General features: G+C 71.9%; 26 protein-coding genes. 12 read left to right on the forward strand and 14 right to left on the reverse strand.

The window, feature by feature from the left end; translation table 11 throughout:
• Positions 1-35: 35 nt before the first annotated feature.
• The 6 genes from obgE to LOK46_RS00545 form a co-directional block, all read right to left on the reverse strand.
• A complete protein-coding gene (obgE, locus tag LOK46_RS00520) occupies positions 36-1,064 on the reverse strand; it encodes a GTPase ObgE (protein WP_273561985.1) in 1,029 nt (342 codons plus the stop codon).
• Positions 1,065-1,153: 89 nt separating this feature from the next.
• Entirely contained in the window at positions 1,154-1,750 is a 597-nt protein-coding gene (locus LOK46_RS00525) for a GNAT family N-acetyltransferase (RefSeq protein ID WP_273561986.1), read from the reverse strand.
• Positions 1,751-1,936: 186 nt separating this feature from the next.
• Positions 1,937-2,203 carry a 50S ribosomal protein L27 gene (gene rpmA, locus LOK46_RS00530; RefSeq protein WP_012317134.1) on the reverse strand — a complete coding sequence of 89 codons (267 nt, stop codon included), beginning with the start codon at positions 2,201-2,203 and terminating at the stop codon, positions 1,937-1,939.
• Positions 2,204-2,289: 86 nt separating this feature from the next.
• A complete protein-coding gene (rplU, locus tag LOK46_RS00535; RefSeq protein ID WP_010683509.1) occupies positions 2,290-2,604 on the reverse strand; it encodes a 50S ribosomal protein L21 in 315 nt (104 codons plus the stop codon).
• 189 nt (positions 2,605-2,793) lie between these two features.
• Positions 2,794-3,168 carry a hypothetical protein gene (locus tag LOK46_RS00540; RefSeq protein WP_273561987.1) on the reverse strand — a complete coding sequence of 125 codons (375 nt, stop codon included), beginning with the start codon at positions 3,166-3,168 and terminating at the stop codon, positions 2,794-2,796.
• Positions 3,169-3,464: 296 nt separating this feature from the next.
• Positions 3,465-4,097: a YceI family protein gene (locus LOK46_RS00545; protein ID WP_273561988.1), complete on the reverse strand. Its 633-nt coding sequence runs from the start codon at positions 4,095-4,097 to the stop codon at positions 3,465-3,467.
• Between the two features lie 131 nt (positions 4,098-4,228).
• On the opposite strand from LOK46_RS00545, the gene ruvA reads away from it, so the two are divergent.
• The 8 genes from ruvA to LOK46_RS00590 all read left to right on the forward strand — a co-directional run bounded on the left by ruvA (position 4,229) and on the right by LOK46_RS00590 (position 10,474).
• Positions 4,229-4,846 carry a Holliday junction branch migration protein RuvA gene (gene ruvA / locus LOK46_RS00550; RefSeq protein WP_273561989.1) on the forward strand — a complete coding sequence of 206 codons (618 nt, stop codon included), beginning with the start codon at positions 4,229-4,231 and terminating at the stop codon, positions 4,844-4,846.
• A gap of 193 nt (positions 4,847-5,039) precedes the next feature.
• Entirely contained in the window at positions 5,040-5,312 is a 273-nt protein-coding gene (locus LOK46_RS00555; protein ID WP_273564724.1) for a (2Fe-2S)-binding protein, read from the forward strand.
• Between the two features lie 44 nt (positions 5,313-5,356).
• Positions 5,357-5,854 carry a bacterioferritin gene (gene bfr / locus LOK46_RS00560; protein ID WP_043380322.1) on the forward strand — a complete coding sequence of 166 codons (498 nt, stop codon included), beginning with the start codon at positions 5,357-5,359 and terminating at the stop codon, positions 5,852-5,854.
• A gap of 119 nt (positions 5,855-5,973) precedes the next feature.
• Positions 5,974-6,771 carry a 4-hydroxy-tetrahydrodipicolinate reductase gene (gene dapB, locus LOK46_RS00565; RefSeq protein WP_273561990.1) on the forward strand — a complete coding sequence of 266 codons (798 nt, stop codon included), beginning with the start codon at positions 5,974-5,976 and terminating at the stop codon, positions 6,769-6,771.
• A 17-nt stretch (positions 6,772-6,788) separates the two neighbouring features.
• Positions 6,789-7,427, forward strand: a complete 639-nt coding sequence (locus LOK46_RS00570) for a 2,3-bisphosphoglycerate-dependent phosphoglycerate mutase (RefSeq protein ID WP_273564725.1) — start codon at positions 6,789-6,791, stop codon at positions 7,425-7,427.
• Positions 7,428-8,075, forward strand: coding sequence for an alpha-ketoglutarate-dependent dioxygenase AlkB family protein (locus LOK46_RS00575; protein ID WP_273561991.1), 648 nt, complete (start codon positions 7,428-7,430; stop codon positions 8,073-8,075).
• Positions 8,072-9,430 (forward strand): DUF817 family protein, encoded by a 1,359-nt coding sequence (locus tag LOK46_RS32830; protein WP_337251960.1) that lies wholly within the window; start codon positions 8,072-8,074, stop codon positions 9,428-9,430. The genes LOK46_RS00575 and LOK46_RS32830 overlap by 4 nt, the downstream gene beginning before the upstream one ends.
• 75 nt (positions 9,431-9,505) lie before the next feature.
• Positions 9,506-10,474 carry a hypothetical protein gene (locus LOK46_RS00590; protein WP_273561992.1) on the forward strand — a complete coding sequence of 323 codons (969 nt, stop codon included), beginning with the start codon at positions 9,506-9,508 and terminating at the stop codon, positions 10,472-10,474.
• Between the two features lie 4 nt (positions 10,475-10,478).
• On the opposite strand, the gene LOK46_RS00595 is transcribed toward LOK46_RS00590, so the two are convergent.
• The 3 genes from LOK46_RS00595 to LOK46_RS00605 form a co-directional block, all read right to left on the reverse strand.
• Complete coding sequence (locus LOK46_RS00595; RefSeq protein ID WP_273561993.1) at positions 10,479-12,098, reverse strand: gamma-glutamyltransferase family protein; 1,620 nt, start codon at positions 12,096-12,098, stop codon at positions 10,479-10,481.
• 173 nt (positions 12,099-12,271) lie between these two features.
• Positions 12,272-12,694, reverse strand: a complete 423-nt coding sequence (locus tag LOK46_RS00600) for a hypothetical protein (RefSeq protein WP_273561994.1) — start codon at positions 12,692-12,694, stop codon at positions 12,272-12,274.
• Positions 12,695-12,830: 136 nt separating this feature from the next.
• On the reverse strand, positions 12,831-13,625 hold the full coding sequence (locus LOK46_RS00605; protein WP_273561995.1) for a hypothetical protein: 795 nt from the start codon (positions 13,623-13,625) through the stop codon (positions 12,831-12,833).
• 362 nt (positions 13,626-13,987) lie between these two features.
• On the opposite strand from LOK46_RS00605, the gene LOK46_RS00610 reads away from it, so the two are divergent.
• The gene (locus LOK46_RS00610; protein ID WP_273561996.1) at positions 13,988-15,025 is read left to right on the forward strand and encodes an aspartate-semialdehyde dehydrogenase; all 1,038 of its coding nucleotides are present in this window, start codon (positions 13,988-13,990) and stop codon (positions 15,023-15,025) included.
• A 376-nt stretch (positions 15,026-15,401) separates the two neighbouring features.
• Here the strand turns inward: LOK46_RS00610 and LOK46_RS00615 are convergent, their stop codons facing one another.
• The 3 genes from LOK46_RS00615 to LOK46_RS00625 form a co-directional block, all read right to left on the reverse strand.
• Complete coding sequence (locus tag LOK46_RS00615; protein ID WP_191991933.1) at positions 15,402-15,680, reverse strand: DUF2312 domain-containing protein; 279 nt, start codon at positions 15,678-15,680, stop codon at positions 15,402-15,404.
• A 116-nt stretch (positions 15,681-15,796) separates the two neighbouring features.
• Positions 15,797-16,105: a DUF1244 domain-containing protein gene (locus LOK46_RS00620; protein ID WP_273561997.1), complete on the reverse strand. Its 309-nt coding sequence runs from the start codon at positions 16,103-16,105 to the stop codon at positions 15,797-15,799.
• 62 nt (positions 16,106-16,167) lie between these two features.
• Positions 16,168-16,932 (reverse strand): N-formylglutamate amidohydrolase, encoded by a 765-nt coding sequence (locus LOK46_RS00625; protein ID WP_273561998.1) that lies wholly within the window; start codon positions 16,930-16,932, stop codon positions 16,168-16,170.
• Between the two features lie 190 nt (positions 16,933-17,122).
• Between LOK46_RS00625 and LOK46_RS00630 the strand changes: the two genes are divergently transcribed.
• The 3 genes from LOK46_RS00630 (at position 17,123) to pyk (ending at position 20,466) form a co-directional block, all read left to right on the forward strand.
• Positions 17,123-18,442: a glycerate kinase type-2 family protein gene (locus tag LOK46_RS00630; RefSeq protein ID WP_273561999.1), complete on the forward strand. Its 1,320-nt coding sequence runs from the start codon at positions 17,123-17,125 to the stop codon at positions 18,440-18,442.
• Positions 18,408-18,890 carry a DUF1036 domain-containing protein gene (locus LOK46_RS00635; RefSeq protein ID WP_273562000.1) on the forward strand — a complete coding sequence of 161 codons (483 nt, stop codon included), beginning with the start codon at positions 18,408-18,410 and terminating at the stop codon, positions 18,888-18,890. The genes LOK46_RS00630 and LOK46_RS00635 overlap by 35 nt, the downstream gene beginning before the upstream one ends.
• Positions 18,891-19,029: 139 nt before the next feature.
• Positions 19,030-20,466 carry a pyruvate kinase gene (pyk, locus tag LOK46_RS00640; RefSeq protein WP_273562001.1) on the forward strand — a complete coding sequence of 479 codons (1,437 nt, stop codon included), beginning with the start codon at positions 19,030-19,032 and terminating at the stop codon, positions 20,464-20,466.
• A gap of 36 nt (positions 20,467-20,502) precedes the next feature.
• Here pyk and LOK46_RS00645 read toward each other — a convergent pair whose 3' ends face one another.
• Together LOK46_RS00645 and LOK46_RS00650 are read right to left on the reverse strand one after the other, a co-directional pair.
• Positions 20,503-21,519, reverse strand: a complete 1,017-nt coding sequence (locus LOK46_RS00645) for an alpha/beta fold hydrolase (protein ID WP_273562002.1) — start codon at positions 21,517-21,519, stop codon at positions 20,503-20,505.
• Entirely contained in the window at positions 21,516-22,127 is a 612-nt protein-coding gene (locus LOK46_RS00650) for a tetratricopeptide repeat protein (RefSeq protein WP_273562003.1), read from the reverse strand. Before LOK46_RS00650 ends, LOK46_RS00645 begins: the two co-directional genes overlap by 4 nt.
• Between the last annotated feature and the right edge of the window lie 61 nt (positions 22,128-22,188).

Genomic DNA, 22,188 nt, shown 5'->3' on the forward strand with positions numbered 1-22,188 from the left:
GAACAGCCGCTCGAGGGCTAGGGCTAGGGCTAGGGCTACGGCTGCCAGGCGGCCACGGGCTTCCGTTTGGCCTCGGCGCTGGCGTCGATCTCGGACTGGATCGCCCGGAGCGCCTCGGGGACGCCCTTCCGGCTCGCCGAGGACAGGACCAGCGGCGCGCGGCCGGCGGCGCGCTTCAGCTTGGCCACCTGGCTCTTGAGCGTTTCGGCGTCGAGGGCGTCGGCCTTCGAGAGCGCCACGATCTCGGGCTTCTCCGCGAGGCCGTTGCCGTAGGCCTCGATCTCGCCGCGCACCAGCTTGTAGGTCTTGCCGGCATGCTCGCTCGTGCCGTCCACGAGGTGCAGCAGCACCCGGCAGCGCTCGACGTGGGCGAGGAACTTGTCGCCGAGGCCGACGCCCTCGTGGGCGCCCTCGATCAGGCCCGGGATGTCGGCGAGCACGAACTCGCGCCCGTCCGAGCGCACCACGCCGAGGCCGGGATGCAGGGTCGTGAACGGGTAGTCGGCGATCTTCGGCTTCGCCGCGGTGACGCTGGCCAGGAAGGTCGACTTGCCGGCATTCGGGAGACCGACGAGGCCGGCATCGGCGATCAGCTTGAGCCGCAGCCAGATCCACATCTCCTGGCCTTCCAGGCCGGGATTGGCGTGCTTCGGGGCGCGGTTCGTGGAGGTCGTGAAGTAGGCGTTGCCGAAGCCGCCGTTGCCGCCCTTCGCGAGGCGGATCCTCTGGCCGACCTCGGTGAGGTCGGCGAGCAGCGTCTCGCCGTCCTCGGAGAAGATCTGCGTGCCGGCCGGGACCTTCAGGACCGTGTCGGCGCCGTTGGCGCCGTGGCAGTTCGAGCCCATGCCGTGCTCGCCCTTCTTGGCCTTGAAGTGCTGCTGGTAGCGGTAGTCGATCAGGGTGTTGAGACCCTCGACGCACTCCACCCAGACATCGCCGCCGCGGCCGCCGTCGCCGCCGTTCGGTCCACCGAACTCGATGAACTTCTCGCGTCGGAACGAGACGCAGCCCGGACCGCCGTCACCGGAGCGGACATAGACCTTGGCTTCGTCGAGGAACTTCACGACCTGAATCCTTTGTCGGGCGCGGATTCGCGACCCGCACCATCACCCTGTCGACGGCCGCCGGCCAGCCCCGGCGCCGCGGGGCCGCCTCAGGCGGCCTGCGTCATCGCCGGCTCCGACGGCGGATTCTCCCAGCGCCGCCGGTCGAGGCTGAAGAGGTCGACCGGCAGATCCGCGCCGCGCGCCGGGAACGGCCGGGTCGCGCTGCCGTCCTGCACGAAGCCGCAGGTCTCCAGCACGCGCCGGGACGCCGGGTTGACCGTGCGGGCCGACGCGGCGAGGTCCGTCCCGCCGGTATAGGCGAAGAAGGCGTGGCACAGGGCCGTCACGGCCTCGGCCATCAGGCCGGTGCCCCAGTAGGGCTGCCCGAGCCAGTAGCCGAGTTCAGGCGGCCCGTCGGCCCGCTCCTCGATGCTGATCACACCGACGAGGCTGCCGGGCGCCGCCCGCGGCGCGAGGGCGAGCGTGAGCGCCGACCCGGCGGCGTTCTGCGAGCGTGCCTGCAGCACGAACGCGTCCACCGCCGGGGCCGGGAGCGGGTGCGGCACCCGCGCCAGCATCGCGGCGACCGACGGGTCGCCGGCCAGCTTCAGGATCGCGTCCCTATCCTTGGCGGTCGGCCAGCGCAGCCACAGCCGCCGCGTCTCGATCCGGAAAACGTCATCACGGGTCAGATCGGGGAACATCGTGCCCTCGCAGGGCGGCGCTCCCGGCTCCGGGGCACCGCCTCAAGACGACGAAGGGGAGGATGGCGTCCCATCCTCCCCGGTGTTCCGTCCGACCTGGCCCGTCAGGGGCTCGGCAACGACGTCTCCGGTCCGGTGTGGGACACCGGGCGGGACGCCAGCTTCGCCACTCAGGGCGCCCGCCTCTTATTCCGCGGCCTCGGCCAGCGGGGTAACACCTACGAAGGCGCGCCCGCGGCGCGTCTCGAAGCGGACATGGCCCGGTACCAGCGCGAAGATCGTGTGGTCCTTGCCCATGCCGACATTGGCGCCGGGATGCCATTTGGTGCCGCGCTGACGCACGATGATGTTGCCCGGAATCACGGCCTCCGAGCCGAATTTCTTGACGCCGAGGCGACGGCCTTCCGAGTCGCGACCGTTGCGGGACGAACCGCCAGCCTTCTTGTGTGCCATGGGATGAGCTCCGAAATCTGAGTGGCTTGGATGCGGTCGCGGATCGGTCCCTCAGGGGACCGTACGCGCCCAGCGTCTGGCGTGCGTCAGGCCGAAATGCCGGTGATGCGCACGACCGTGTGGTCCTGGCGATGGCCGCGCTTGCGGCGGGAGTTCTGCCGGCGGCGCTTCTTGAAGGCGATGACCTTCTTGTCGCGGCCGTGGCGCACGATCTCGCCCGTGACGCTGATGCCCGACAGGGTCGGGGCGCCGACCTGGGTCGCGCCCGCGCCGTCGGCGAACAGGAGGACCTCGCCGAAGGTCACGGCCTCGCCGGCCTCGCCCGCCAGGGAGGCGATGGTGATGGTGTCGTTGGCGGCGACGCGGTACTGCTTACCGCCCGTCTTGATGACTGCGAACATCGTTCTCTCGTGTTCTCGAACGGCCTCCGGGGCGGCTGCCCCTGGACCGGCTTCTTGTTTGAAGTCATTGCGCGGGCGTTCGGCCCGGACAACGCGAAACGCGCGGACCCCAGCTGAGGCCGCGCGCCATGCGGGGTCAGTACGAGCGCGACGCCGCCGTGTCAATCCGCGGCGGCCTGCCGGGCGGTCTCAGCGGATCGGCGCGCCGGTCGCCAGGATGCCCTTCGCGACGCTGCCCTCCGGGCCGAAGGCGGCGAGCGCCTGCGCGCACCAAGTCTCGCGGCCGTCGGCGGCGAGCTGCTGGCGCACCTGCGTGGCGCGGGTCCGCAGCTTCTCCTCCAGCATCGCCTCCTGCCCGGCATTGACCCGGGCCGCGAGGCGGAGCGTCGTCAGCTGCCCGGCCCGGACCTGCACGCCCGGGCAGGCCTGCTCGGCGATGATGGTCGTCGCCGCCGCCGACGCGTAGTTGTCGAGGGGCGAGGCCGGCGCGGCCGGCACCTGGGCGGCGGCCGTCCCCGCGAGACTCAGCGTCAGGGCAAGAGTGGGGACACCGACACGCCGCACGGCTCTGACCTCCAGAAAGCATCGATCGGCGCGGTGACGCGGCCCGCTCGGGACGAGGCCGGGCGCCGCCCGGGAGACGCGTGGTCCTGTGAGGCCAGCCCTCGCCGCGGCGCCGCGACGGCGGCTGACTACACCCCCGGCGACGGGGCGTCACCCGCCGCGTCGGCTCGCCTCGCGGCCCGGCACCGTTCTTTCGGAAGGCCGGCGATCATCGAGGTCGGCGGCCGCGCGCGCGGAGCGCCGGCGCCGCGGAGTCCCCGCAGGGAAGTGATCGCCGCCGGCGGCCGGACCGGCCGTCAGGGCGCGGCCTTGAACTCGCCCTCGATGCGCAGGCTGACCTCGTCGCCGAGCTGCGGCAGGTAGGCGTTGATGCCGAAATCCGAGCGCTTGACGACCGCGCGCCCGTCGAAGCCCACCGTGTAGCGCTGATCCACCGGATGGATGCCGGCCTGGTTGAAGGTGGCGTCGATCGCGAACGGCCGGACCGTCCCCCGCAGGTTGAGGTCACCGGTGATCCGCGCGGTCGTCGGGCTGGTGGGTTCGACCTTCGTGGCGGTGAAGGTCGCCGTCGGGAACTTGGCCGCGTCGAAGAAATCGGGGGCCGCGAGGTGCTCGTTCAGCCGGGTGCTGCCGGTGATGACGCCGCCGAGCGGCACGGTGACCTCGAGGCGGCTCTTCTCCGGCGCCTTCGGATCGAGCTGGAGCGTGCCGCTGAGGCCGGCGAACTGGCCGTAATAGGTCGAGTAGCCGAGATGCGAGACCGACCACGTGATCTTGCCGTGGTCGGGATCGAGCACGTAGCTGCCGGGCCGGACCTGCGTCGGATCCGCGCTCGGCGCGACCGGTGCGGGCGGGGCGGCCGGGTTGTCCGCCGCCCGGGCCGGGCCGGCGCAGAGTAGGCCGATCAGGACAAGAAGTAGCGCGCGCATGTCATCCCCCCGTGACCGGCCAAGCTCGGCCGGCGCGGGCCCGTGATTCCATGATCTCCCTGCGCGCTCAAGCACGTCTGGCGGAGGCCGCCGCGGTTCTGTAGGCAAGCCGAGGCAGCGGCAGGCGTGGCATGATCGGCAAGCTCAAGGGCGTCGTGGACTCGTTCGGCGAGGATTTCGTGATCCTCGACGTGTCGGGAGTCGGCTACATCGCGCACTGCTCGGCGCGGACCCTGCAGCGCATGCCCAAGGTCGGCGAGCCCGCGGAGCTGTCGATCGAGACCCACGTCCGCGAGGACATGATCCGCCTCTACGGCTTCCGCTCGGACGCCGAGCGGGAATGGTTCCGCCTGCTCCAGACCGTCCAAGGCGTCGGTGCGCGGGTGGCGCTCGGCGTGCTCTCGGTGCTGGAACCCGAGGCGCTGGCGAGCGCCATCGCCACCGGCGACAAGGGCTCGATCAGCCGCGCCCCGGGGGTCGGGCCGCGCCTCGCCGCCCGGCTCGCCGCCGAGCTCAAGGACAAGGCCCCGGCCTTCGCGCCCGTCGACCCGGCGCTGGTCGCCCTCGCGGGCGCCGTCGAGGAGGGCGCCGCCCCGCGGCCGGTGGCGGACGCCGTCTCGGCCCTGGTCAATCTCGGCTACCCGCAGGTCCAGGCCGCCGCCGCCATCGCGGCCGCGCTCAAGAGCGCGGGGGAGGGCGCGGAGGCCAAGGTGCTCATCCGGCTCGGCCTGCGCGAACTCGCCCGCTGACAGCCCGAGCTGACCGTTGGGGCGCAGTCAGATCGCGCGCCCTTGACCTGCGCGAGCCGCGGTGCCATGTCGACCGCAACCAGTAAGACATTGAAAAGTCTGCTACTTTTCAACTCTTCTAAACTGGCGCGGGTGCTCGGGACGGTCGTCGACGACCGCGGCGGGCACGGGGATGACGGGATTTGCGGCGCGCATGATCGTCTGTTCTTGTAACGTCATATCGGACGGCGCGGTCCGCGGCTGCCTCGCGCCCGGACCCGGCTGTCCGCGCACGCCGGCACAGGTCTACGCCTGTCTCGGCTGCAGCCCGAAATGCGGGCGTTGCGCCCGCACGATCCGGGCGATCATGCAGAACGCGTTGGGCCAGTCCGCGCCAGCGGAGAGCAGCCATGCTTGCACGACGGCTTGCGCGAGCGCCTGTAGTTTGGTGAAATTCCAAACTGCGGATGAGGGAGTCGCGGCCTGATGCTTCTACCCCCCGCCTGAGAGCACGGTAAGGAGTACGGGGGCATGAAGGGCGACACCAAGGTCATCGAGTATCTGAATCGCGGCCTGCGCAGCGAGCTGACCGCCGTCAGCCAGTACTGGCTGCATTTTCGCATGCTCAATGACTGGGGCTACGTCGAGCTGGCGAAATTCTGGCGCAAAGAATCGATCGAGGAGATGAACCACGCCGACCGGTTCATCGACCGGATCCTGTTCCTCGACGGGTTCCCGAACCTGCAGGAGCTCGACCCGCTGCGGATCGGCCAGAACGTCCAAGAGATCCTGGATTCGGATCTCGCCGCCGAGAACGAGGCCCGCAGCCTCTACCTCGAGGCCGCGAAGTACTGCGACTCGATCAACGACCGCGTGTCCAAGCGCCTCTTCGAGGATCTGGCCGAGGACGAGGAGGGTCACATCGACTTCCTCGAGACCCAGCTGGAGCTGATCAAGCAGATCGGCCTGCCGCTCTACGCGCAGAAGCATATCGGCGGGCTCGAGCAGATCGCCCCCGAGAAGGAGTGAGAGCGACCGGGCTCCCGCCGGCCGCGCGGCGGAGCGGGAGTCCGGACAGCGAGGCGGGCAGGGGCGGGGCCGAAGCGGCCCGGTCCCTGCGCGCGTGAGACGGCAAGCTGGGGAACGGAATGCGGCTCGTGGTGGTCGGCGCCGACGGGCGCATGGGGCGGATGCTGATCCGCGCGGTGGCGCAGGCCGAGGGCTGCACGCTCTCCGCGGCCATCGAGCGCGACGGCTCGCCGGCGCTCGGCCAGGACGCCGGCGTGCTCGCCGGGCTGCCGCCCCTCGACGTGCCCGTCACCGACGACGCTCTCACGGCCTTCGCGGCCGCGGACGGCGTCCTCGACTTCACCGCGCCGGCCGCCACGGTGGCGTTCGCGGAACTCGCCGCCCAGGCGCGCATCGTCCACGTGGTCGGCACGACCGGCCTGTCGGAGGAGGACTTCGCCAAGTTGAAGGCGGCCTCCTACCACGCCCGCATCGTCCAGTCGGGCAACATGTCGCTCGGCATCAACCTCATGGCCGCCCTGGTCCGCCGGGTCGCGAAGGCCCTCGGCGACGAGTTCGACATCGAGATCGCCGAGATGCACCACCGCATGAAGGTGGACGCCCCCTCCGGCACCGCCCTGATGCTGGGCGAGGCCGCCGCGGAGGGCCGCGGCGTCGACCTGAAGGCGGTCCGGGTCTCGACCCGGGACGGGCATACCGGCGCCCGCCGGGCGGGCGACATCGGCTTCGCCACCCTGCGGGGCGGGAGCGTCGTGGGCGACCACAGCGTGATCTTCGCCGGCACCGGTGAGAGCCTGACGATCAGCCACCACGCCGCCGACCGAGGCCTGTTCGCCACGGGCGCCGTCAAGGCCGCGCTCTGGGCGCATCCCAAGCCGCCGGGGCTCTACTCCATGACCGACGTGCTCGGCCTGTGACCGGCGGCGCGGCGGCGATGGAGCGGCTCCTCGTCCTCGTCCGGCACGGCCAGAGCGAGTGGAACCTCCAGAACCTGTTCACCGGCTGGCGCGACCCGGACCTGACCGAGCGCGGCGTCGCCGAGGCCCGGGCCGCCGGCCGCGGTCTGCGACGGGACGGCTACGGCTTCGACGTGGCGTTCACCTCCGAGCTGATCCGGGCGCAGCGGACCTGCGCGCTGATCCTGGAGGAGATGGGCCTGTCCGCTATCCCGGTCCTGCGCGAGCGCGCCCTGAACGAGCGCGATTACGGCGACCTCTCCGGCCTCAACAAGGACGAGGCCCGCGCCCGCTGGGGCGACGCGCAGGTCCACGCCTGGCGCCGGGGCTACGACGTGCGGCCGCCCGGCGGCGAGAGCCTGAAGGACACGGCCGCGCGGGTGCTGCCCTGCTACGTCGCGACGATCCTGCCGCGCGTGATGGCCGGCCAGCGGGTGCTGGTGGCGGCCCACGGCAACTCACTGCGCGCGCTGGTCATGGTCCTCGACGGCCTGACCGAGGCGGAGGTGCCGGATCTGCAGATCCGGACCGGCGTGCCGCTGGTCTACCGCCTGAACGCCGATACCACGGTCGCGTCGAGGACCGTGCTGGATCAGGACGTCGACGCGGGCCGCTGAGTGGCGACGGAACTCGCTCCGGGCCTGATCCACCATCCGGGCTTCCTCGACGCGGCCGCCCGCGTGCGCCTCGCCGCCGAGATCACCGCGATCCTCGCCGAGGCGCCGCCCGTCACGCCGCGGATGCCCCGCACCGGCAAGCCGTTCTCGGTGCGGATGTCGAATGCCGGCCCCCTCGGCTGGGTCTCGGACGTCGCGGGCTACCGCTACCAGCCGCAACATCCCGGGACCGGGCAGCCCTGGCCGGCCCTGCCGCCGACCGCCCGCGCGGCTTGGGCGGCGCTCGCGGCCTATCCGGCACCGCCGGAAGCCTGCCTCATCAACCTCTACGCGCCGGGCACCCGCATGGGCCTCCACCAGGATCGCGACGAGGCAGATCTCGCCGCGCCGGTCGTGTCGCTGTCCCTCGGCGCGGCGGCCCTGTTCCGGTACGGCGGCCTGTGCCGGTCGGGCCCGACCCGCTCGATCCGCCTGCAGGCAGGCGACGCGCTGGTGATGGGCGGCGCCTCGCGACTGGTCTTCCACGGCATCGACCGGCTCTACCCGGACGACGACCTGCTGGCGGCGGCGGACGCACCCGCATTCCTGCCGCCGGGCGGCCGCTGCAACCTCACCCTGCGGCGCGTCACGGTGCCGGGCCCGACATGACGCGCGAGCGGGACCCGGACCGCGAGCCGCCCGTGATGCCGGCCGTGATCCCGGGCGAGCGCGTCAGCGCGGCGGCGCAGTGGCCGGCCCTCGCCGGCTTCGTCGCGGCCGAGGCCCGCCTTCAGGAGGCGGCGCTGGCGCGCGGCGGCGTCACGGCCGGACTCTACGAATTCGTCCGGTTCGGGCTCAAGCAGGGCTGGGCCTGCCTGTTCGGCGGCCTGCTCCTGGCGCTCATGCTCGGCACGCGCCTCGTCTGGCCGGCCCACGCGCCGCTCGCCCGGTACGACGCGCTGTTCCTCGCCGCGCTCTTGCTCCAGGTCGCGATGTTGCGGCTGCGGATGGAGACGTGGTCGGAGGCCCGGGTGATCCTGGTCTTCCACGTCATCGGCACGGCGATGGAGATCCACAAGACCGCGATCGGCAGCTGGGTCTACCCGGAGGCGAACCTGTTCCGACTCGGCGGCGTCCCGCTGTTCACGGGATTCATGTACGCGGCCGTCGGCAGCTATCTCGCCCGCGTCTGGCGCCTGTTCGATTTCCGCTTCACGCGGCACCCGAGCCTGCGCCTGCTCGCCGTCCTGTCGATGGCGATCTACGTCAACTTCCTCATCGATCATCGCGGCATCGACCTGCGCGTCGGCCTCATCGCGGTCGCGGTCGCGGCCTTCGCCCCCGCGACCGTGTACTTCAAGGTCTGGCGGGAGCACCGCACGATGCCGCTGCTGCTCGGCCTGCTCCTCGTCGCGCTGTTCATCTGGTTCGCGGAGAATCTGGGCACGCTCTCCGGCACCTGGCTCTATCCGAGCCAGCGGCAGCACTGGTCGATCGTGCCGGTGGCCAAGCTCTCGTCCTGGTTCCTGCTGATGATCGTGTCCTACACCCTGGTCGCCCGGGTGAACGGCATCGCAACCTGGCCGGCCTCGCCGGCGGCGCCGGCGCGGCGGGATCTGCCGCTGGCCCGCGCGACCCATCTCGGCCTCGCGGCCGCGGTGATCGCTCTGGGGTTGCTGCTGCGCGTGCCGCACTGGGGCCTGCCGCTCGCGATCCACCATTACGGCGGCGGCATCCTGTGGGGGGCGATGCTGTTCCTGCTGGTCGCCGCCCTGCGACCCGATGGCTGGGGCCTGCGCACCTGCCTGATCGTCGCCTTCGCGGCCGCCGCGATCATCGAGGGCAGCCGGCTCGTCCACACGCCGGCCCTGGACGCCTTCCGGACGACCCTGCCGGGCCAGCTCCTCCTCGGCTCCATCTTCTCTCAGTGGAATCTTTTGGCCTACGCCCTCGGGATCGGCGCGGCCGCCGGGCTCGCGGTTTCCCTTCATCGTGAACGCAGGCGCGCCGCGTTGCCGGCTTGACAGAACAGGTCGCCCGGCAGACCCATCGCGTGCGGACTAACCCCAAGTTGGGTCCACCAGGAGAACCGGTTTTCGATGCGGATGCGCAACCTGACGCTGCGTCTCGGACGGGTTCTGTGCGCAGCCGCGCTGGCGGCCAGCCTCGGCTCGGCCGCCCGGGCCGGCGATCCCGTCTATCCCGCGGGCTCACGCTTCGGCTTCGAACCGCCCGCCGACATGTCGCTGTCGCGGCGCTTCTCGGGCTTCGAGCGGAAGGAGGGCGGCGCGACCGTGTCGGTCGTCGAATTGCCCGCGAACGCGTTCGCGGAGCTCGTCAGCGGCTTCACCGACGCCAACCTGCTCAGCCAGGGCTTCGCGGTCGAGAAGCGCGAGGAGGTCAAGATCGGCGAGAACGAGGGCATGCTCTACACCGGTGAGCAGCCCGCCGATCCGGGCTCGTCCGCGCCGGCGATCCGGAAGTGGATCCTCGTGGTGGGAACGCCGACCGTGACCGGGCTGATCATCGCGCAGGCGCTGCCCGACGCCGAGACCGAGGCGTCGATGCGCAAGATGGTGACCGGCGTCACCCTCCGACCGGCCCTGTCGCTCACCCAGCAGGTCGACGCGCTGCCCTTCCGCATCACCGACATGGCGGGCTTCCGACCGGTGCGGGTTATGGCCGGCAACTCGGTCCTCCTCACCAGCGGACCCAAGGACCAGATGCAGAATCTGGAGCAACCGATCCTCGTCCTGGCGCAGGCGGTGCAGCAGCCACCCGGTGCCGACCAGCGCGACGGCTTCGCCCGCGCCGCGCTGGCGTCGAACCAGACCCTCAAGGACTTCGTCATCGAACGGGCGCAGAGCTACCGCTCGAACGGCGTCGACTGGCACGAGATCGTCGCCCGCGCTCTGGACCAGCCGACCAACCAGCCCGTCGTCGTGATGCAGACCATCCGGTTCGCACCGGACGGCTACATCCGCGCCCTCGGCGTCGTGCGGCAGGATCAGCGCGACGGCATCCTCGCCAAGTTCCGCCAGGTGGTGGACAGCCTTCAGGTGAAGTAGCGGCTCACCACACGGCGGCCTGCCCGTCGCGGCGCGGGTCGCTCGCCGCCACGTAGCCCTCGACGGCCGGATCGCCCATCCGCCAGATGAACTGGCCGGCGCCGAAATCCTGGTAGCTGTCCTCGATCACCTCGAGCTTGTGGCCGAGGGCCTTCAGGCGCTCCAGGGTCGCTCCCGGCATCGCCGCCTCGACGTTGATGTCCAGGCCCTCGTTCACCCGCCACCGCGGCGCGTCGCAGGCCGCCTGCGGGTTCTGTCCGTGGTCGATCATCCGCACCAGGGTCTGGACGTGCCCCTGCGGCTGCATGTTGCCGCCCATCACGCCGAAGCTCATCACCGGCGCGCCGTCCTGCGTGAGGAAGCCCGGGATGATGGTGTGGAACGGGCGCTTGCCGGGCGCCACAACGTTCGGGCTCTCGGCATCCAGCACGAAGCCGTAGCCGCGATTCTGCAGTGAGATGCCCCAGCCGGGGACGACGACGCCCGAGCCGAAGCCCATGAAGTTCGACTGGATGAAGCTCACCATCATGCCGGATTCGTCGGCCGCGGTGAGGTAGATCGTGCCGCCCGCGGGGGGCTTGCCCGGTCCGAAGACCTGGGCGCGGTTCCGGTCGATCAGCTTGGCGCGCTCCGCGAGGTAGGCGGGGTCGAGCATGGCCTCGGGGGTCACGTCCATCCCGCGCGGGTCGGCGACGTACCGGTAGGTGTCGCTGAAGGCGAGCTTCATCGCCTCGATCTGCAGGTGCTGCGAGTCCGGCCCGTCCACCGGCAGGCCGTCGAGGTCGAACTGCTCGAGGATGCCTAGCGCGATCTGCGCCGCGATTCCCTGGCCGTTCGGCGGGATCTCGTGCAGCGTGTAGCCGTGATAGTCCTTCGCGGTCGGCGTCACCCATTCGGGACGGAACGCCGCGAGGTCGGCGGCCGTCATCGCGCCGCCGTTGGCCCGCGCGTGCGCGGCGATCGCCTCGGCGATCTCGCCCCGGTAGAAAGCCTCGCCCTTGGTCTCACCGATCAGGCGCAGGGTCTTCTCGGCGCCCGGGAAGGTCACCAGCTCGCCGACACCCGGCGCCCGACCCCGCGGCAGGAAGAACTCCGAGAAGCCCGGCTGGCGGGTGATCGCGTCGATCCGCGCGGCGGCGGCCCACTTCTGCTGGACCACGACCGGCGCGAGGTAGCCGCGCTCGGCGATGCGGATCGCGGGCTGCATCAGGTCGGCGAAGGGAAGGCGGCCGAAACGCTCGCTCAGCGCCGCCCAGGCGGCGACCGCGCCCGGCACGGTGACCGAATCCCAGCCGCGCATCGGCGGCCGCTCGGCCGCGCCGTACTTCTTCAGGAAGTAGTCCCGGCTCCAGGCCGCCGGCGCCCCGCCCGAGGCGTTGAGGCCGTGGAGCGCCTTCCCGTCCCACAGGATGCAGAAGGCGTCGGAGCCGAGGCCGTTGCTGCACGGCTCGGTGACGGTCTTGGCGGCCGCCGTGGCGATCGCGGCGTCGACCGCGTTGCCGCCGGCCTGGAGCATCTGAATGCCGGCCTGGGCCGCAAGCGCGTGCGAGGTCGCCACGCAGTTGCGCCCGAACATCGGCATCCGCAGCGACGGATACCCGGTCACCCAGTCGAACGGCTTCATGGCACAGTTCCCGGCCTCGGCAGCCCACGCGCTCCCGCAGCGTTTGGCATACAGGATATCCGGCGCTGGTGAAGGCGCGGCCGGGCAGGGCCGCCAACGAAAAACGCGGGCCCGAGGACCCGCGCTTCGCGAACGTCATGCGGCCTGGGAGGACCGCCTCAGTAGGGGCCGCCTCAGTAGGGGCGGCCGTAGAGCGGCGAGGTCGGATCCAGCCGGTCGACGAAGGAGAGGTCGACGTTGCGGATCGCCGAGGAGCGGGCTCCGATGAACGGTCCGTTGGTGATCGGGTCCGGCAGGATGCCGCGGCCGAAGCGGTCCGTCGGGCCGTAGGGCGGGGTCAGCTGGTTCGACGCCGCGATCAGGTAGGGGTTCAGGGCCGGGTTGCGCGAGCCGCCGGCGCCCGGAACGTTCGAGGTCAGCGGCACGTTGCCGGCGTCGAGCCAGCTGCGCGGACGCACGCGGATCGGCAGCGGCCGGCTGACCCGGTAGATCGGGCCGGTGACGTAGCCATCCTGAGCCTGGGCGGGCGCGGAGGCCAGAGCGCCGAGGCCGGTGGCGGCGACGACGCCGAGAAGGGCGATCTTGAGCGAGCGCATGGCCAACCTTGTCCTTGAGTGCCATCAGTATGGCGACCGAAGCTTAACAGTTCGCCGCCTTTGACGATAAGACGCTTGGGCGAGGCTGTTGTTCCGCCCTTATGGCTGAGCTTGTGCGTTTTGCCACACTCCGGCCTCATTTTTTATTTTGCGGCTTCCGGATTAACGATCCGGCCCTGGACGGAGCCTCCGACCCGGCCGTCGCCGGGCACGCGCCCGACGGATCGGGCGCGGCCGCGAAGGCCGCCGTCGTGCCGGCATCGGCGAGGTCGACGAGGCTCAGCGCGTCGAGCATGCAGGCGAGCGCCTGCGGCTCCGGCGGCCGCGCCAGGGGGGCGCAGAGCCACCCGTCGAGCTGGAACGCCGCGTCGCGGGTGACGAAGCCGGTGCAGGTTCTCTGCGACGGGCCCGCGAAGGTGACGTCCAGGGTCTCGACCGCGCCGAACTTGGTGCGGATCTGCCCGCGCGCGCCGGTCCGGGCCACCGCCAGGGCGGGCCGGTCGAGGGCCGGACCGTTCGCGGCGCGCCGGGCCATCAGGACGAAGAGCGTCGGCGGTGCGCCGGACTGGGGCCCGCGGGTGAGCTGGACTCGCAGAGCCGGCGCCTCGATCGCCGCGAAGTCGCCGCGGGTGAGCGTGTCCTCGCGCAGCCCGGTCCGCGGATCGACGCGTGCGGTGACGCGCACCGGGTCGAGCCCCGGCTCCGCGAGGCCGAACTGGGCGACCGCGGCCGCGGGCGGCGCCGGCGAAGCCTGCATGGAGGGGACGAAGCGGGCTTCCGCGGCCGGCGGAGCGACTGGCGGCATCTCGCCGGGCCAGCGGGGGATGACCCACAGCAGCGCGATCGCCGCCGAGGCCAGGGCGATGCGCAGGCCCAGAGAGCCTGGCGTTCCCGGGGTGTCCGGCGCGCGCGCGGCCCGGCCGCCCGGCACGCCGAGCCCGATCCGATCGACGAGGGGCGCTGTTCCGGTCAGTGGCGTGCTCCGTAGCGACGGCAGGCCGCGGGATGGGCGGCCAGGGTCGCGCCGAAGGATTGAATTCCCTTTCCGGACCCGAGGCCGTCACCGGGTTTCCGGAGGCAGGGTGAATCGAGTGTTGCGCGCCCCGCGGCCTTGACAGCGCGCGCCCATGCGCGCCTTGCTCGACCCGGCCGTCGCCCCCACCTCCGCGGAGGACGGGGTCTGCGGCCGCGCCCGTTTGGCGGGCGCGTCCGGCACGAACGATCCTTCGGCCGATTGTACTGGCACAGGCGCGGCACCCGGATCGGTCGGGGTTTTCCGCGCGGAGACGAGAGATGGGTTACAAGGTCGCCGTCGTCGGCGCCACGGGCAACGTGGGCCGCGAGATGCTCGATATCCTGGCCGAGCGGGCTTTCCCCGCCGACGAGGTCGTGGCGCTGGCCTCGCGCCGCAGCCAGGGTCAGGAAGTCTCCTACGGCGACAAGACGCTCAAGGTCAAAACGCTGGACACGTACGACTTCTCCGACACCGACATCTGCCTGATGTCAGCGGGCGGCGAGGCGTCGAAGGAGTGGTCGCCCCGCATCGGCCAGCAGGGCTGCGTGGTCATCGATAACTCGTCGGCGTTCCGCTACGACGCCGACGTGCCGCTGATCGTGCCCGAGGTGAACGCCGACGCGGTGGTGGGCTTCACCAAGCGCAACATCATCGCCAACCCGAACTGCTCGACCGCCCAGCTGGTCGTCGCGCTGAAGCCCCTCCACGAGGCGGCCACGATCAAGCGCGTCGTCGTGTCGACCTACCAGTCGGTCTCCGGCGCCGGCAAGGAGGCGATGGACGAGCTGTTCAACCAGACCCGCGCCGTGTTCACCGCCGGCGAGATCAAGCAGGGCGGCAAGTTCACCAAGCGCATCGCCTTCAACGTCATCCCCCACATCGACGTGTTCATGGAGGATGGCTACACGAAGGAAGAGTGGAAGATGGTCGCCGAGACCAAGAAGATGCTCGACCCGAAGATCAAGCTGACGGCGACCGCCGTCCGCGTGCCGGTCTTCATCGGTCACGCGGAATCGGTGAACGTCGAGTTCGAGCAGCCGCTCACCGCCGAGAAGGCGACCGAGATCCTGCGCGCCGCCCCCGGCGTGCTGGTGATCGATAAGCGCGAGAACGGCGGCTACATGACCCCCCACGAGGCGGCCGGCGAGGACGCGACCTACATCTCGCGCATCCGCGAGGACGCGACGGTGGAGAATGGCCTGAACTTCTGGTGTGTCTCGGACAACCTGCGCAAGGGCGCGGCCCTCAACGCGATCCAGATCGCCGAGGTGCTGGTCAACCGCAAGCTGCTGAATTGCGCCAAGCGCGCCGCCTGAGACTGTTTCCTCTCCCGCTTGGGGAGGGGCTCTGTCCGACGGATCCTCGGGACACGGTCCCGAGGATCCGTCACGCGTCTGTCACTGCTAGGGTTCGTGACGCGGATCGGTCGCGCGGACCTTCCGTCCGCGGCGTGTCCGCACTTCGTGCTCGGTCCGGCTGTTCATCGCCGACGGGCTTCGCGGCAGCCTCCTCGAGCGCCGCGACCGTACCGGTCATCGACGGCCCGAAGCTGGCCGGGGGGCGGTTCACCGACGCCCGATCGCTGTTACCGACCGTCGCCTCGTCGAACACCGCCGTCCGGCTCCCGCCGCGGTGCGGCTCCGTCGGATGCGGCAGGCGCGAACCGAGCGGCCTTCTCGCCGCCCGTTCCGGCTACGCCATGCCGAGGGCCTGCAAGTAGAGCTCGAGGATCGCCTCCTGCTCCTGGCGCTCGCTGTGGTCCTGCTTGCGGATGCGCAGGATCGTGCGGACGGCCTTCGCGTCGAAGCCCCGGCCCTTCAGCTCGGCGAACACCTCCTTGATGTCGCCCATGATGCCGGCCTTCTCCTCCTCGAGACGCTCCAGGCGCTCGATGAACTGCTTCAGCTCGTCCGCGGCCACGCCTTCGGCCGACGAGACGTCGCCGCCGGGCCGCTGCGCGGCGGTGGGCATCGAATGGGCGTTCATGGGGCTCTCCCGAATGCACGGCGCGGTTGCGCCCTGGACCCGTGGTTAACGGTCCGGCCTTACCGGAAGCTTAGCCGATTCGCCGCACTCCGGTCGCCGCCTCAATGATCCTTGGGCTGCGCGGCCGCGAAGCCCGCCCGCTGCTCTGGGCTCGCCTCGGTCTGGAAGCAGGCCTTCCACTCGGCGTAGGGCATCCCGTAGACCGTCTCGCGGCTCTCGTCCTTGGTCAGCGCCACGCCCGCCTCGTCGGCGGCGTCCTTGAGCCAGTTCGACAGGCAGTTCCGGCAGAAGCCCGCCAGGTTCATCAGGTCGATGTTCTGCACATCCGTCCGGTTGCGCAGATGCGCGACGAGGCGGCGGAACACCGCGGCCTCGAGTTCCGTCTGGGTCCGGGGATCGATCTCGCTCATCGGTCGCAACTCTCTTCGGGTCGGGCGGGCCGCTCCCGATTTCGGGACCGGCCGGACGGAGATCAAGCCGCGAGCAGCGGGCGCAGGACGCGGGCGAAGCGCGCGGCCCACTCCGCCTGCCCGTCCGCTCCGGCGATCAGGTCCTGGCGGATCTCCACGAGGGCGTTCGCGAGGCCGCGCGCGGTGGCGTGGCGGTCGATCGTGTCGCCCGGCAGGCCGCCGCCGTAGGGCTGGTTGTCGCCGACGGTGAGCCCGGCCGGATCGGCCTCCAGCGCGCGGATGAGCGGGCGGGCGAAGCGCTCGTCGCGGTCGTACAGGATGCCGACCTGCCAGGGCCGCGCGATCCCGCGCCAGTAGGGCGTGAAGCTGTGCATGGTCAGGAGCACGGGCGGCCGGCCCGCTGCCTGCGCGGCGGCGATCGCGTCGTCGATGGCCGCGTCGAACGGCGCGTAGAAGCGGGCGATCCGCGCCTGCTTCCCGGCCTCGTCGATCCGGGCGTTGCCCGGCACGACGGCGCCGTCGGACAGGCGCATCACCAGGGTCGGGTCGGCGCGCCCGCGATTCGGGTCGATGATGAGGCGGGAGAAGTTCGTGAGGATCGCCGGGGCGCCGAGCTGCGCCGCGAGGCTGCGCGTCACCGCCGCCGCGCCGATGTCGTAGGCGATGTGCCGGGCGTATTCCGACGCGGGCACGCCGAGCGCGATGTCCGCCGGCACGAAGTTCGAGGCGTGGTCGCAGGCGATGACGAGGCCGCAGGCGGGGTCGCCGGGGATGATCTCGCAGGGATGCGCCGGCGGGACGGCCGTTTCTGTCTCCGGACGGGTCACGGGGCTCCGAGGTCTTCAGAGAGGTCTTCAGATCTGTGCGAGGGCGCCGATGGCGCTTGCCGTCGCGCGGCCGCTCGGGCAGATCACCTATCAAGGATCGTGCGCTCACGGCAAGAAACGGGCCCGCCGCCCAGACAAGAAACGGGCGGGGAGTGCGCGACGCGAACAAGAGAGGAGCCCGTTCGACGCCATGACCGAGACCGTTCCGCCCGTCACCGACGCGGCCACCCGGGACCAGCGCGCGCTCCTCGACTCGATCCTCACGGCCGCGATCCGCGCCGCCCATCCGGATCTCTGCCTGCCGCCGCACCTGCCGGAGCCGAGCCCGGGCCGCCTGATCATTCTGGCCGCCGGCAAGGCCGCCGGCAGCATGAGCGCCGTGGCGAGCCGCTTCTACCGGCAGAAGCACGGCCTCGGTGACGACCGGATCGTCGGCCTCGCGGTGGCGCGCCACGGCTACGGGCAGGACGCGCCGGGCATCCACATGGTCGAGGCGGGCCACCCGGTCCCCGACGAGGCCGGCATCTCGGCGACGCGGGAGGCGCTGCGGCTCGCCACCGAGGCCGGGCCGGACGACGAGGTGCTGGTGCTGCTCTCGGGCGGCGGCTCGGCCAACTGGATCGCCCCCGCCGGCGACCTGACGCTCATCGAGAAGCAGGCGATCACCCGGGCGATGCTCCGCTCCGGCGCGCCGATCGGCGAGATCAACACGGTGCGCAAGCACATCTCGCGGATCAAGGGCGGCCGGCTCGCCCTGGCGGCCCGCAACGCCCGGCGCGTCCTGACCCTGGCGATCTCCGACGTGCCCTTCGACGATCCCGCGGTGATCGCCTCCGGGCCGACCGTGCCCGATCCGTCGACCCTGGCCGATGCCCGGGCCATCTGCGAGAAGCGCGGCATCCCGCTGCCCGAAGAGGCGGTCCGCCTTCTCAACGACCCGAACAACGAGACGCCGAAGGCCGGCGATCCCGCCTTCGCCCGGGCCGAGTACCGCATCATCGCCCGGCCGATCGACGCCCTCAACGCCGCCGCCGAGGCGGCCCGCGCGGCCGGCTACGAGCCGATCCTGCTCGGCGCCGACCTGGAGGGCGAGGCCCGCGAGGTCGCGGCCGAGCACGCGGCCGAGGCCAAGCGGCACAAGGCGGCCGGCCGGCGCGTCGCGCTGATCTCCGGCGGCGAGCTCACCGTCACCATCCGCGGCGAGGGCCACGGCGGTCCGAACCAGGAATACGCCCTGGCGCTGGCGGTGGCGCTCGACGGCGAGCCCGGCATCTTCGGCGTCAGCGCCGACACCGACGGGACCGACGGCGGGCGGGGCCTCGCCACCGACCCGGCGGGCGGCCTCATCGACCCCACGACCCTGGAGCGGGCGCGGACCGCCGGCCTCGACCCGGCCGCGATGCTGGAGCAGAACGACTCCACCGCCTTCTTCGCGGCCCTCGGCGATCTCGTGAACCCCGGTCCGACCTGCACCAATGTCAACGACTGCCGCATCATCCTCGTCAACTAGGTCTCGCGTCTCGGCGGCTCAGCTCCTCCCGGCTCTCACGGTCCTCGGCCTCGCGCTCCTCGGCGCGAGCCCCGCCAGGGCGGACCTGCGCCTGTGCAACCAGACCGCCAGCAAGGTCGGGATCTCGCTGGGCTACCGCGACCCCCAGGGCTGGGTGACGGAGGGCTGGTGGGACCTCGCGCCGAAGGCTTGCGAGACGCTGCTCAAGGGCGCGCTGGCGGCGCGGTTCTACTATGTCTTCGCGGTCGACTACACGCGCGGCGGCGAGTGGAGCGGCCGTTCGCTGATGTGCACCCGCGATTCGGAGTTCACGATTCGCGGCATCGAGGATTGTCTCGCCCGCGGCTACGACCGCAACGGCTTCTTCGAAGTCGACACCGGCGAGCAGAAGAGCTGGACCATCCAGCTCACGGATCCGAACCGGCCGGACGCGCCGGCGAAACCGTGATGTGAAGGCGGCGGCCGAGACTGCGGTCTTGACGCTGTCCGGCCCGGGATGCTCACAGCCGGTCTGCGCTCTCTGAGCCAGATCTTTCAACCGCCGGTGCTCGACGCCGCGCGGCAACGAGAACACGGAGGAAATACGCTTGAAACGGTCCCGCCGCACGAAGATCGTCGCCACCCTCGGTCCGGCCTCCGATTCGCCGGAGATGATCGAGCGGCTGTTCCGCGCGGGCGTCGACGTCTTCCGGCTCAACATGAGCCACCTGCCACGCGAGAAGCTCCCCGAGAAGGTGGAGGCGATCCGCACCATCGAGCGCGAGGCCAAGCGGCCGATCGGCATCCTGGTCGACCTGCAGGGGCCGAAGCTGCGGCTCGGCACCTTCGCGGAGGGGGCCGCGATGATCGAGGCCGGCGGCACCTTCGTGCTCGACGGCGACCCGACGCCCGGCGACGCCGCCCGCTGCCACCTGCCGCATCCCGAGATCCTCGAGGCCCTGGAGCCGGGCCACGCCATCCTGCTCGACGACGGCAAGCTGCGGCTGACCGTGCTCGAGACGTCGCACAACCGGGCCGTGACCCGCGTCGAGGTGGGCGGCCGGATCTCGAACCGGAAGGGCGTGTCCCTGCCGCACACCGTGATCCCGGTGCCGGCGATGACCGACAAGGACCGGGCCGACCTCGATGCCGGCCTGAACGCCGGCGCCGACTGGATCGCCGTGTCCTTCGTCCAGCGTCCCGAGGACGTGGCCGAGGTGAAGAAGGTCTGCGCGGGTCGCGCCCTGGTGATGGCCAAGATCGAGAAGCCGCAGGCCCTGGCGCGCCTCGACGAGATCATCGAGATCTCCGACGGTCTGATGGTCGCCCGCGGCGACCTCGGCGTGGAGATGCCCCTGGAGCAGGTCCCGGGCGTGCAGAAGCGCATCACCCGCGGGGCCCGGCGCTACGGCAAGCCGGTGGTCGTGGCGACCCAGATGCTCGAGTCGATGATCACCGCGCCGGTGCCGACCCGCGCCGAGGTCTCCGACGTCGCCACGGCGGTCTACGAGGGGGCCGACGCCGTGATGCTGTCCGCGGAGAGCGCCTCGGGCGCCCACCCGATCGGGGCCGTGGAGACCATGAACCGCATCGCCGAGCAGGTGGAGCGGGACGCGATCTACTGGTCGATCATCCGGGCGCAGAGCGCGACCCCCGACGAGACGGCGGCCGACGCCATCGCGGCGGCGGCGCACCAGATGGTCGACGCGCTGAGCCTCGACGCGATCATGGCCTGGACCAATTCCGGCTCGACGGCGCTGCGGCTGTCGCGCGAGCGCCCGAACGCCACCGTGATCGCCCTGACGCCGCGGCGCGAGACCGCCCGGCGCCTCGCCCTGGCCTGGGGCACGCACCCGATCGTCACGAAGGACGCGAGCGACGTGGACGACATGTCGTTCCGCGCCGCCAAGTTCGCGGTGCGCGAGAAGTTCGCCGCCGTGGGGGACCGGGTGATCGTCGTGGCGGGCCTGCCGTTCGGCACGCCGGGCGCCACCAACCTGGTGCGGCTGACGTTCATCACCCGCGAGCACGCCGAGAAGGCCTGACGGCACCGTAGTACGAGAGCGGGACCGGCCGGCGTGTCAGTGCGCGACGGCCGGCTCCGGGCCGGCCGCGCCCGTCGCGCCGGCCAGCCGGGCGACCTCCTCGGTGACGCGATCGGCGGCGACGTACTGGAGCATGTGGCCGATGCCAGGCAGCAGCACGAGCCGCGCGCCGGGGATCGCGCGGGCCAGCGGCACCGCCTGCGTGTCGGCGCGGACGATCGGGTCCGCCTCGCCGGAGATCACCAGGGTGGGCACACGGATCGCGCCGTAGCGCGGGCTCTGCGCCGCGAGGGCGCGCGGCAGGCCGAGCAGGTCCTGGACGTTGGCGAGCAGCGTTCCGGGCCGCAGGACCAGGTCCGACCGCGCCAAGTCCGGGTAATCCGCCCACGGCGGTTGCGGCTGGAAGACCCGGCGCGCCGCCTCGGGCAGGAAGTGTTGCGCGATGGGCGGCCCGACCGTCCGGCTGAGCAGCCACGCCACCGGCGGGGTCACGGCGAGCCGCCAGTACCAGGGCAGGTCGGGCATCCGGTCCGGCATGGGCATCGCCACCGGCGCCGCGAGGGCGAGGGCCGACACCCTGTCCGGATGGTCCAGGGTGAGGGCCAGGGCGAGGGCGCCGGCCCAGGAATGCCCGAACACGAGCGCCGGACCGACACCTAAGCGCTCCAGCGCCTCCGCGATCAGGCCAGCCTGCGCGGCGGGGGGCGCGGCATCGCTGCCGCCGATCCGGTCACTCCAGCCGAAGCCGGGCCGGTCGAACGCGATGACCCGGAAGCCCCGCGCGGCGAGGCGGCGGCCGATCCCCTCCATCGGATCCGACGCGTTGGCCGAGGCGCCGTGCAGGAGCACGACGGGCGGCCCGTCCGCCGGACCGTCCTGCAGGGTCGCGAGCCGCCCGCCAGTGACCGCCACGAACGGGCCGGCCGGCGGGTTGGCGGCGCAGACCCGCAGGGTGATGACCAGCGTCGCCAGCGCGCCGGCCGCGAGGATGAGCCCGGCGAGGGCGAGGGGCAGGGCCAGCAGGGTGAGGAGGACGGCGGTCACCCGGCTCACAGGTCGCGGCCGTCGACCTCCGGAGTGAGGCGGTTGATCGCCTCGCCGACCTTCTCCATCTGCGGATAGAGCGCCCGCGCTCGCCGGAAGGCGGAGAGCGCGCGTGCCTTGTCGTCGAGCGATTCGTAGATCCGGCCCATCGCCGCCCAGGCCTCGAAGTGGCGCGGCTCCAGCACCAGGGCCCGCTGCAGGTCCGCCAGGGCGTCGTCCTTGTCGGACAGCAGCCAGAACACCGTCGCGCGCCGGTTCCAGCCCTCCGACCAGTTCGGCTCGAGGGCGGTGACGCGGTCCATCAGCTCGGCCGCCAGGGGGAAGTCGTGTGCGGTGACCGCCTGACGGGCGCGGTCGGTGAGGAGGTCGGCGGTCGGGCTGCCCGACCCGGCCATGCGCCGCTCGATCAGCCGCGCGATACCCTTGGCCTCCGCCGGATCCTCGCTGGCGCGCAGGCGCGCGAACAGGTCGTCGAGGCTCGGCGGCTTGGGCGCCGGCTTCGCCTCGGGGGCGGCGCGGCCGGGACGCGCGGAGTCCGGAGCGGCCCGCGCCGCCGAGATGTCCACGGCGAGGGCCGACAGGCAGACCAGGGCGACGAGGAGGCGGGTCGGCGTCATGCGGCCAGACTGTGCCCCGCCCCCGGATCCGTCAACGTGCCGCGGTGCCGCGCGCACGCGG

The organism is Methylobacterium sp. NMS14P (assembly GCF_028583545.1).
Classification (GTDB): Bacteria; Pseudomonadota; Alphaproteobacteria; order Rhizobiales; family Beijerinckiaceae; genus Methylobacterium.

What these genes read in the sequence shown, in the direction of transcription:
- LOK46_RS00610 (WP_273561996.1), top strand. Translation starts at nt 13,988, where the DNA reads ATGGGTTACAAGGTCGCCGTCGTCGGCGCCACGGGCAACGTGGGCCGC.
- LOK46_RS00590 (WP_273561992.1), top strand. Translation starts at nt 9,506, where the DNA reads ATGCGGATGCGCAACCTGACGCTGCGTCTCGGACGGGTTCTGTGCGCA.
- LOK46_RS00615 (WP_191991933.1), bottom strand. Translation starts at nt 15,680, where the DNA reads ATGCCCACCGCCGCGCAGCGGCCCGGCGGCGACGTCTCGTCGGCCGAA.
- bfr (WP_043380322.1), top strand. Translation starts at nt 5,357, where the DNA reads ATGAAGGGCGACACCAAGGTCATCGAGTATCTGAATCGCGGCCTGCGC.
- LOK46_RS32830 (WP_337251960.1), top strand. Translation starts at nt 8,072, where the DNA reads ATGACGCGCGAGCGGGACCCGGACCGCGAGCCGCCCGTGATGCCGGCC.
- LOK46_RS00630 (WP_273561999.1), top strand. Translation starts at nt 17,123, where the DNA reads ATGACCGAGACCGTTCCGCCCGTCACCGACGCGGCCACCCGGGACCAG.
- LOK46_RS00620 (WP_273561997.1), bottom strand. Translation starts at nt 16,105, where the DNA reads ATGAGCGAGATCGATCCCCGGACCCAGACGGAACTCGAGGCCGCGGTG.
- LOK46_RS00600 (WP_273561994.1), bottom strand. Translation starts at nt 12,694, where the DNA reads ATGCGCTCGCTCAAGATCGCCCTTCTCGGCGTCGTCGCCGCCACCGGC.
- ruvA (WP_273561989.1), top strand. Translation starts at nt 4,229, where the DNA reads ATGATCGGCAAGCTCAAGGGCGTCGTGGACTCGTTCGGCGAGGATTTC.
- LOK46_RS00650 (WP_273562003.1), bottom strand. Translation starts at nt 22,127, where the DNA reads ATGACGCCGACCCGCCTCCTCGTCGCCCTGGTCTGCCTGTCGGCCCTC.
- dapB (WP_273561990.1), top strand. Translation starts at nt 5,974, where the DNA reads ATGCGGCTCGTGGTGGTCGGCGCCGACGGGCGCATGGGGCGGATGCTG.
- LOK46_RS00525 (WP_273561986.1), bottom strand. Translation starts at nt 1,750, where the DNA reads ATGTTCCCCGATCTGACCCGTGATGACGTTTTCCGGATCGAGACGCGG.
- LOK46_RS00555 (WP_273564724.1), top strand. Translation starts at nt 5,040, where the DNA reads ATGATCGTCTGTTCTTGTAACGTCATATCGGACGGCGCGGTCCGCGGC.
- LOK46_RS00570 (WP_273564725.1), top strand. Translation starts at nt 6,789, where the DNA reads ATGGAGCGGCTCCTCGTCCTCGTCCGGCACGGCCAGAGCGAGTGGAAC.
- LOK46_RS00545 (WP_273561988.1), bottom strand. Translation starts at nt 4,097, where the DNA reads ATGCGCGCGCTACTTCTTGTCCTGATCGGCCTACTCTGCGCCGGCCCG.
- LOK46_RS00635 (WP_273562000.1), top strand. Translation starts at nt 18,408, where the DNA reads ATGTCAACGACTGCCGCATCATCCTCGTCAACTAGGTCTCGCGTCTCG.
- LOK46_RS00595 (WP_273561993.1), bottom strand. Translation starts at nt 12,098, where the DNA reads ATGAAGCCGTTCGACTGGGTGACCGGGTATCCGTCGCTGCGGATGCCG.
- rpmA (WP_012317134.1), bottom strand. Translation starts at nt 2,203, where the DNA reads ATGGCACACAAGAAGGCTGGCGGTTCGTCCCGCAACGGTCGCGACTCG.
- rplU (WP_010683509.1), bottom strand. Translation starts at nt 2,604, where the DNA reads ATGTTCGCAGTCATCAAGACGGGCGGTAAGCAGTACCGCGTCGCCGCC.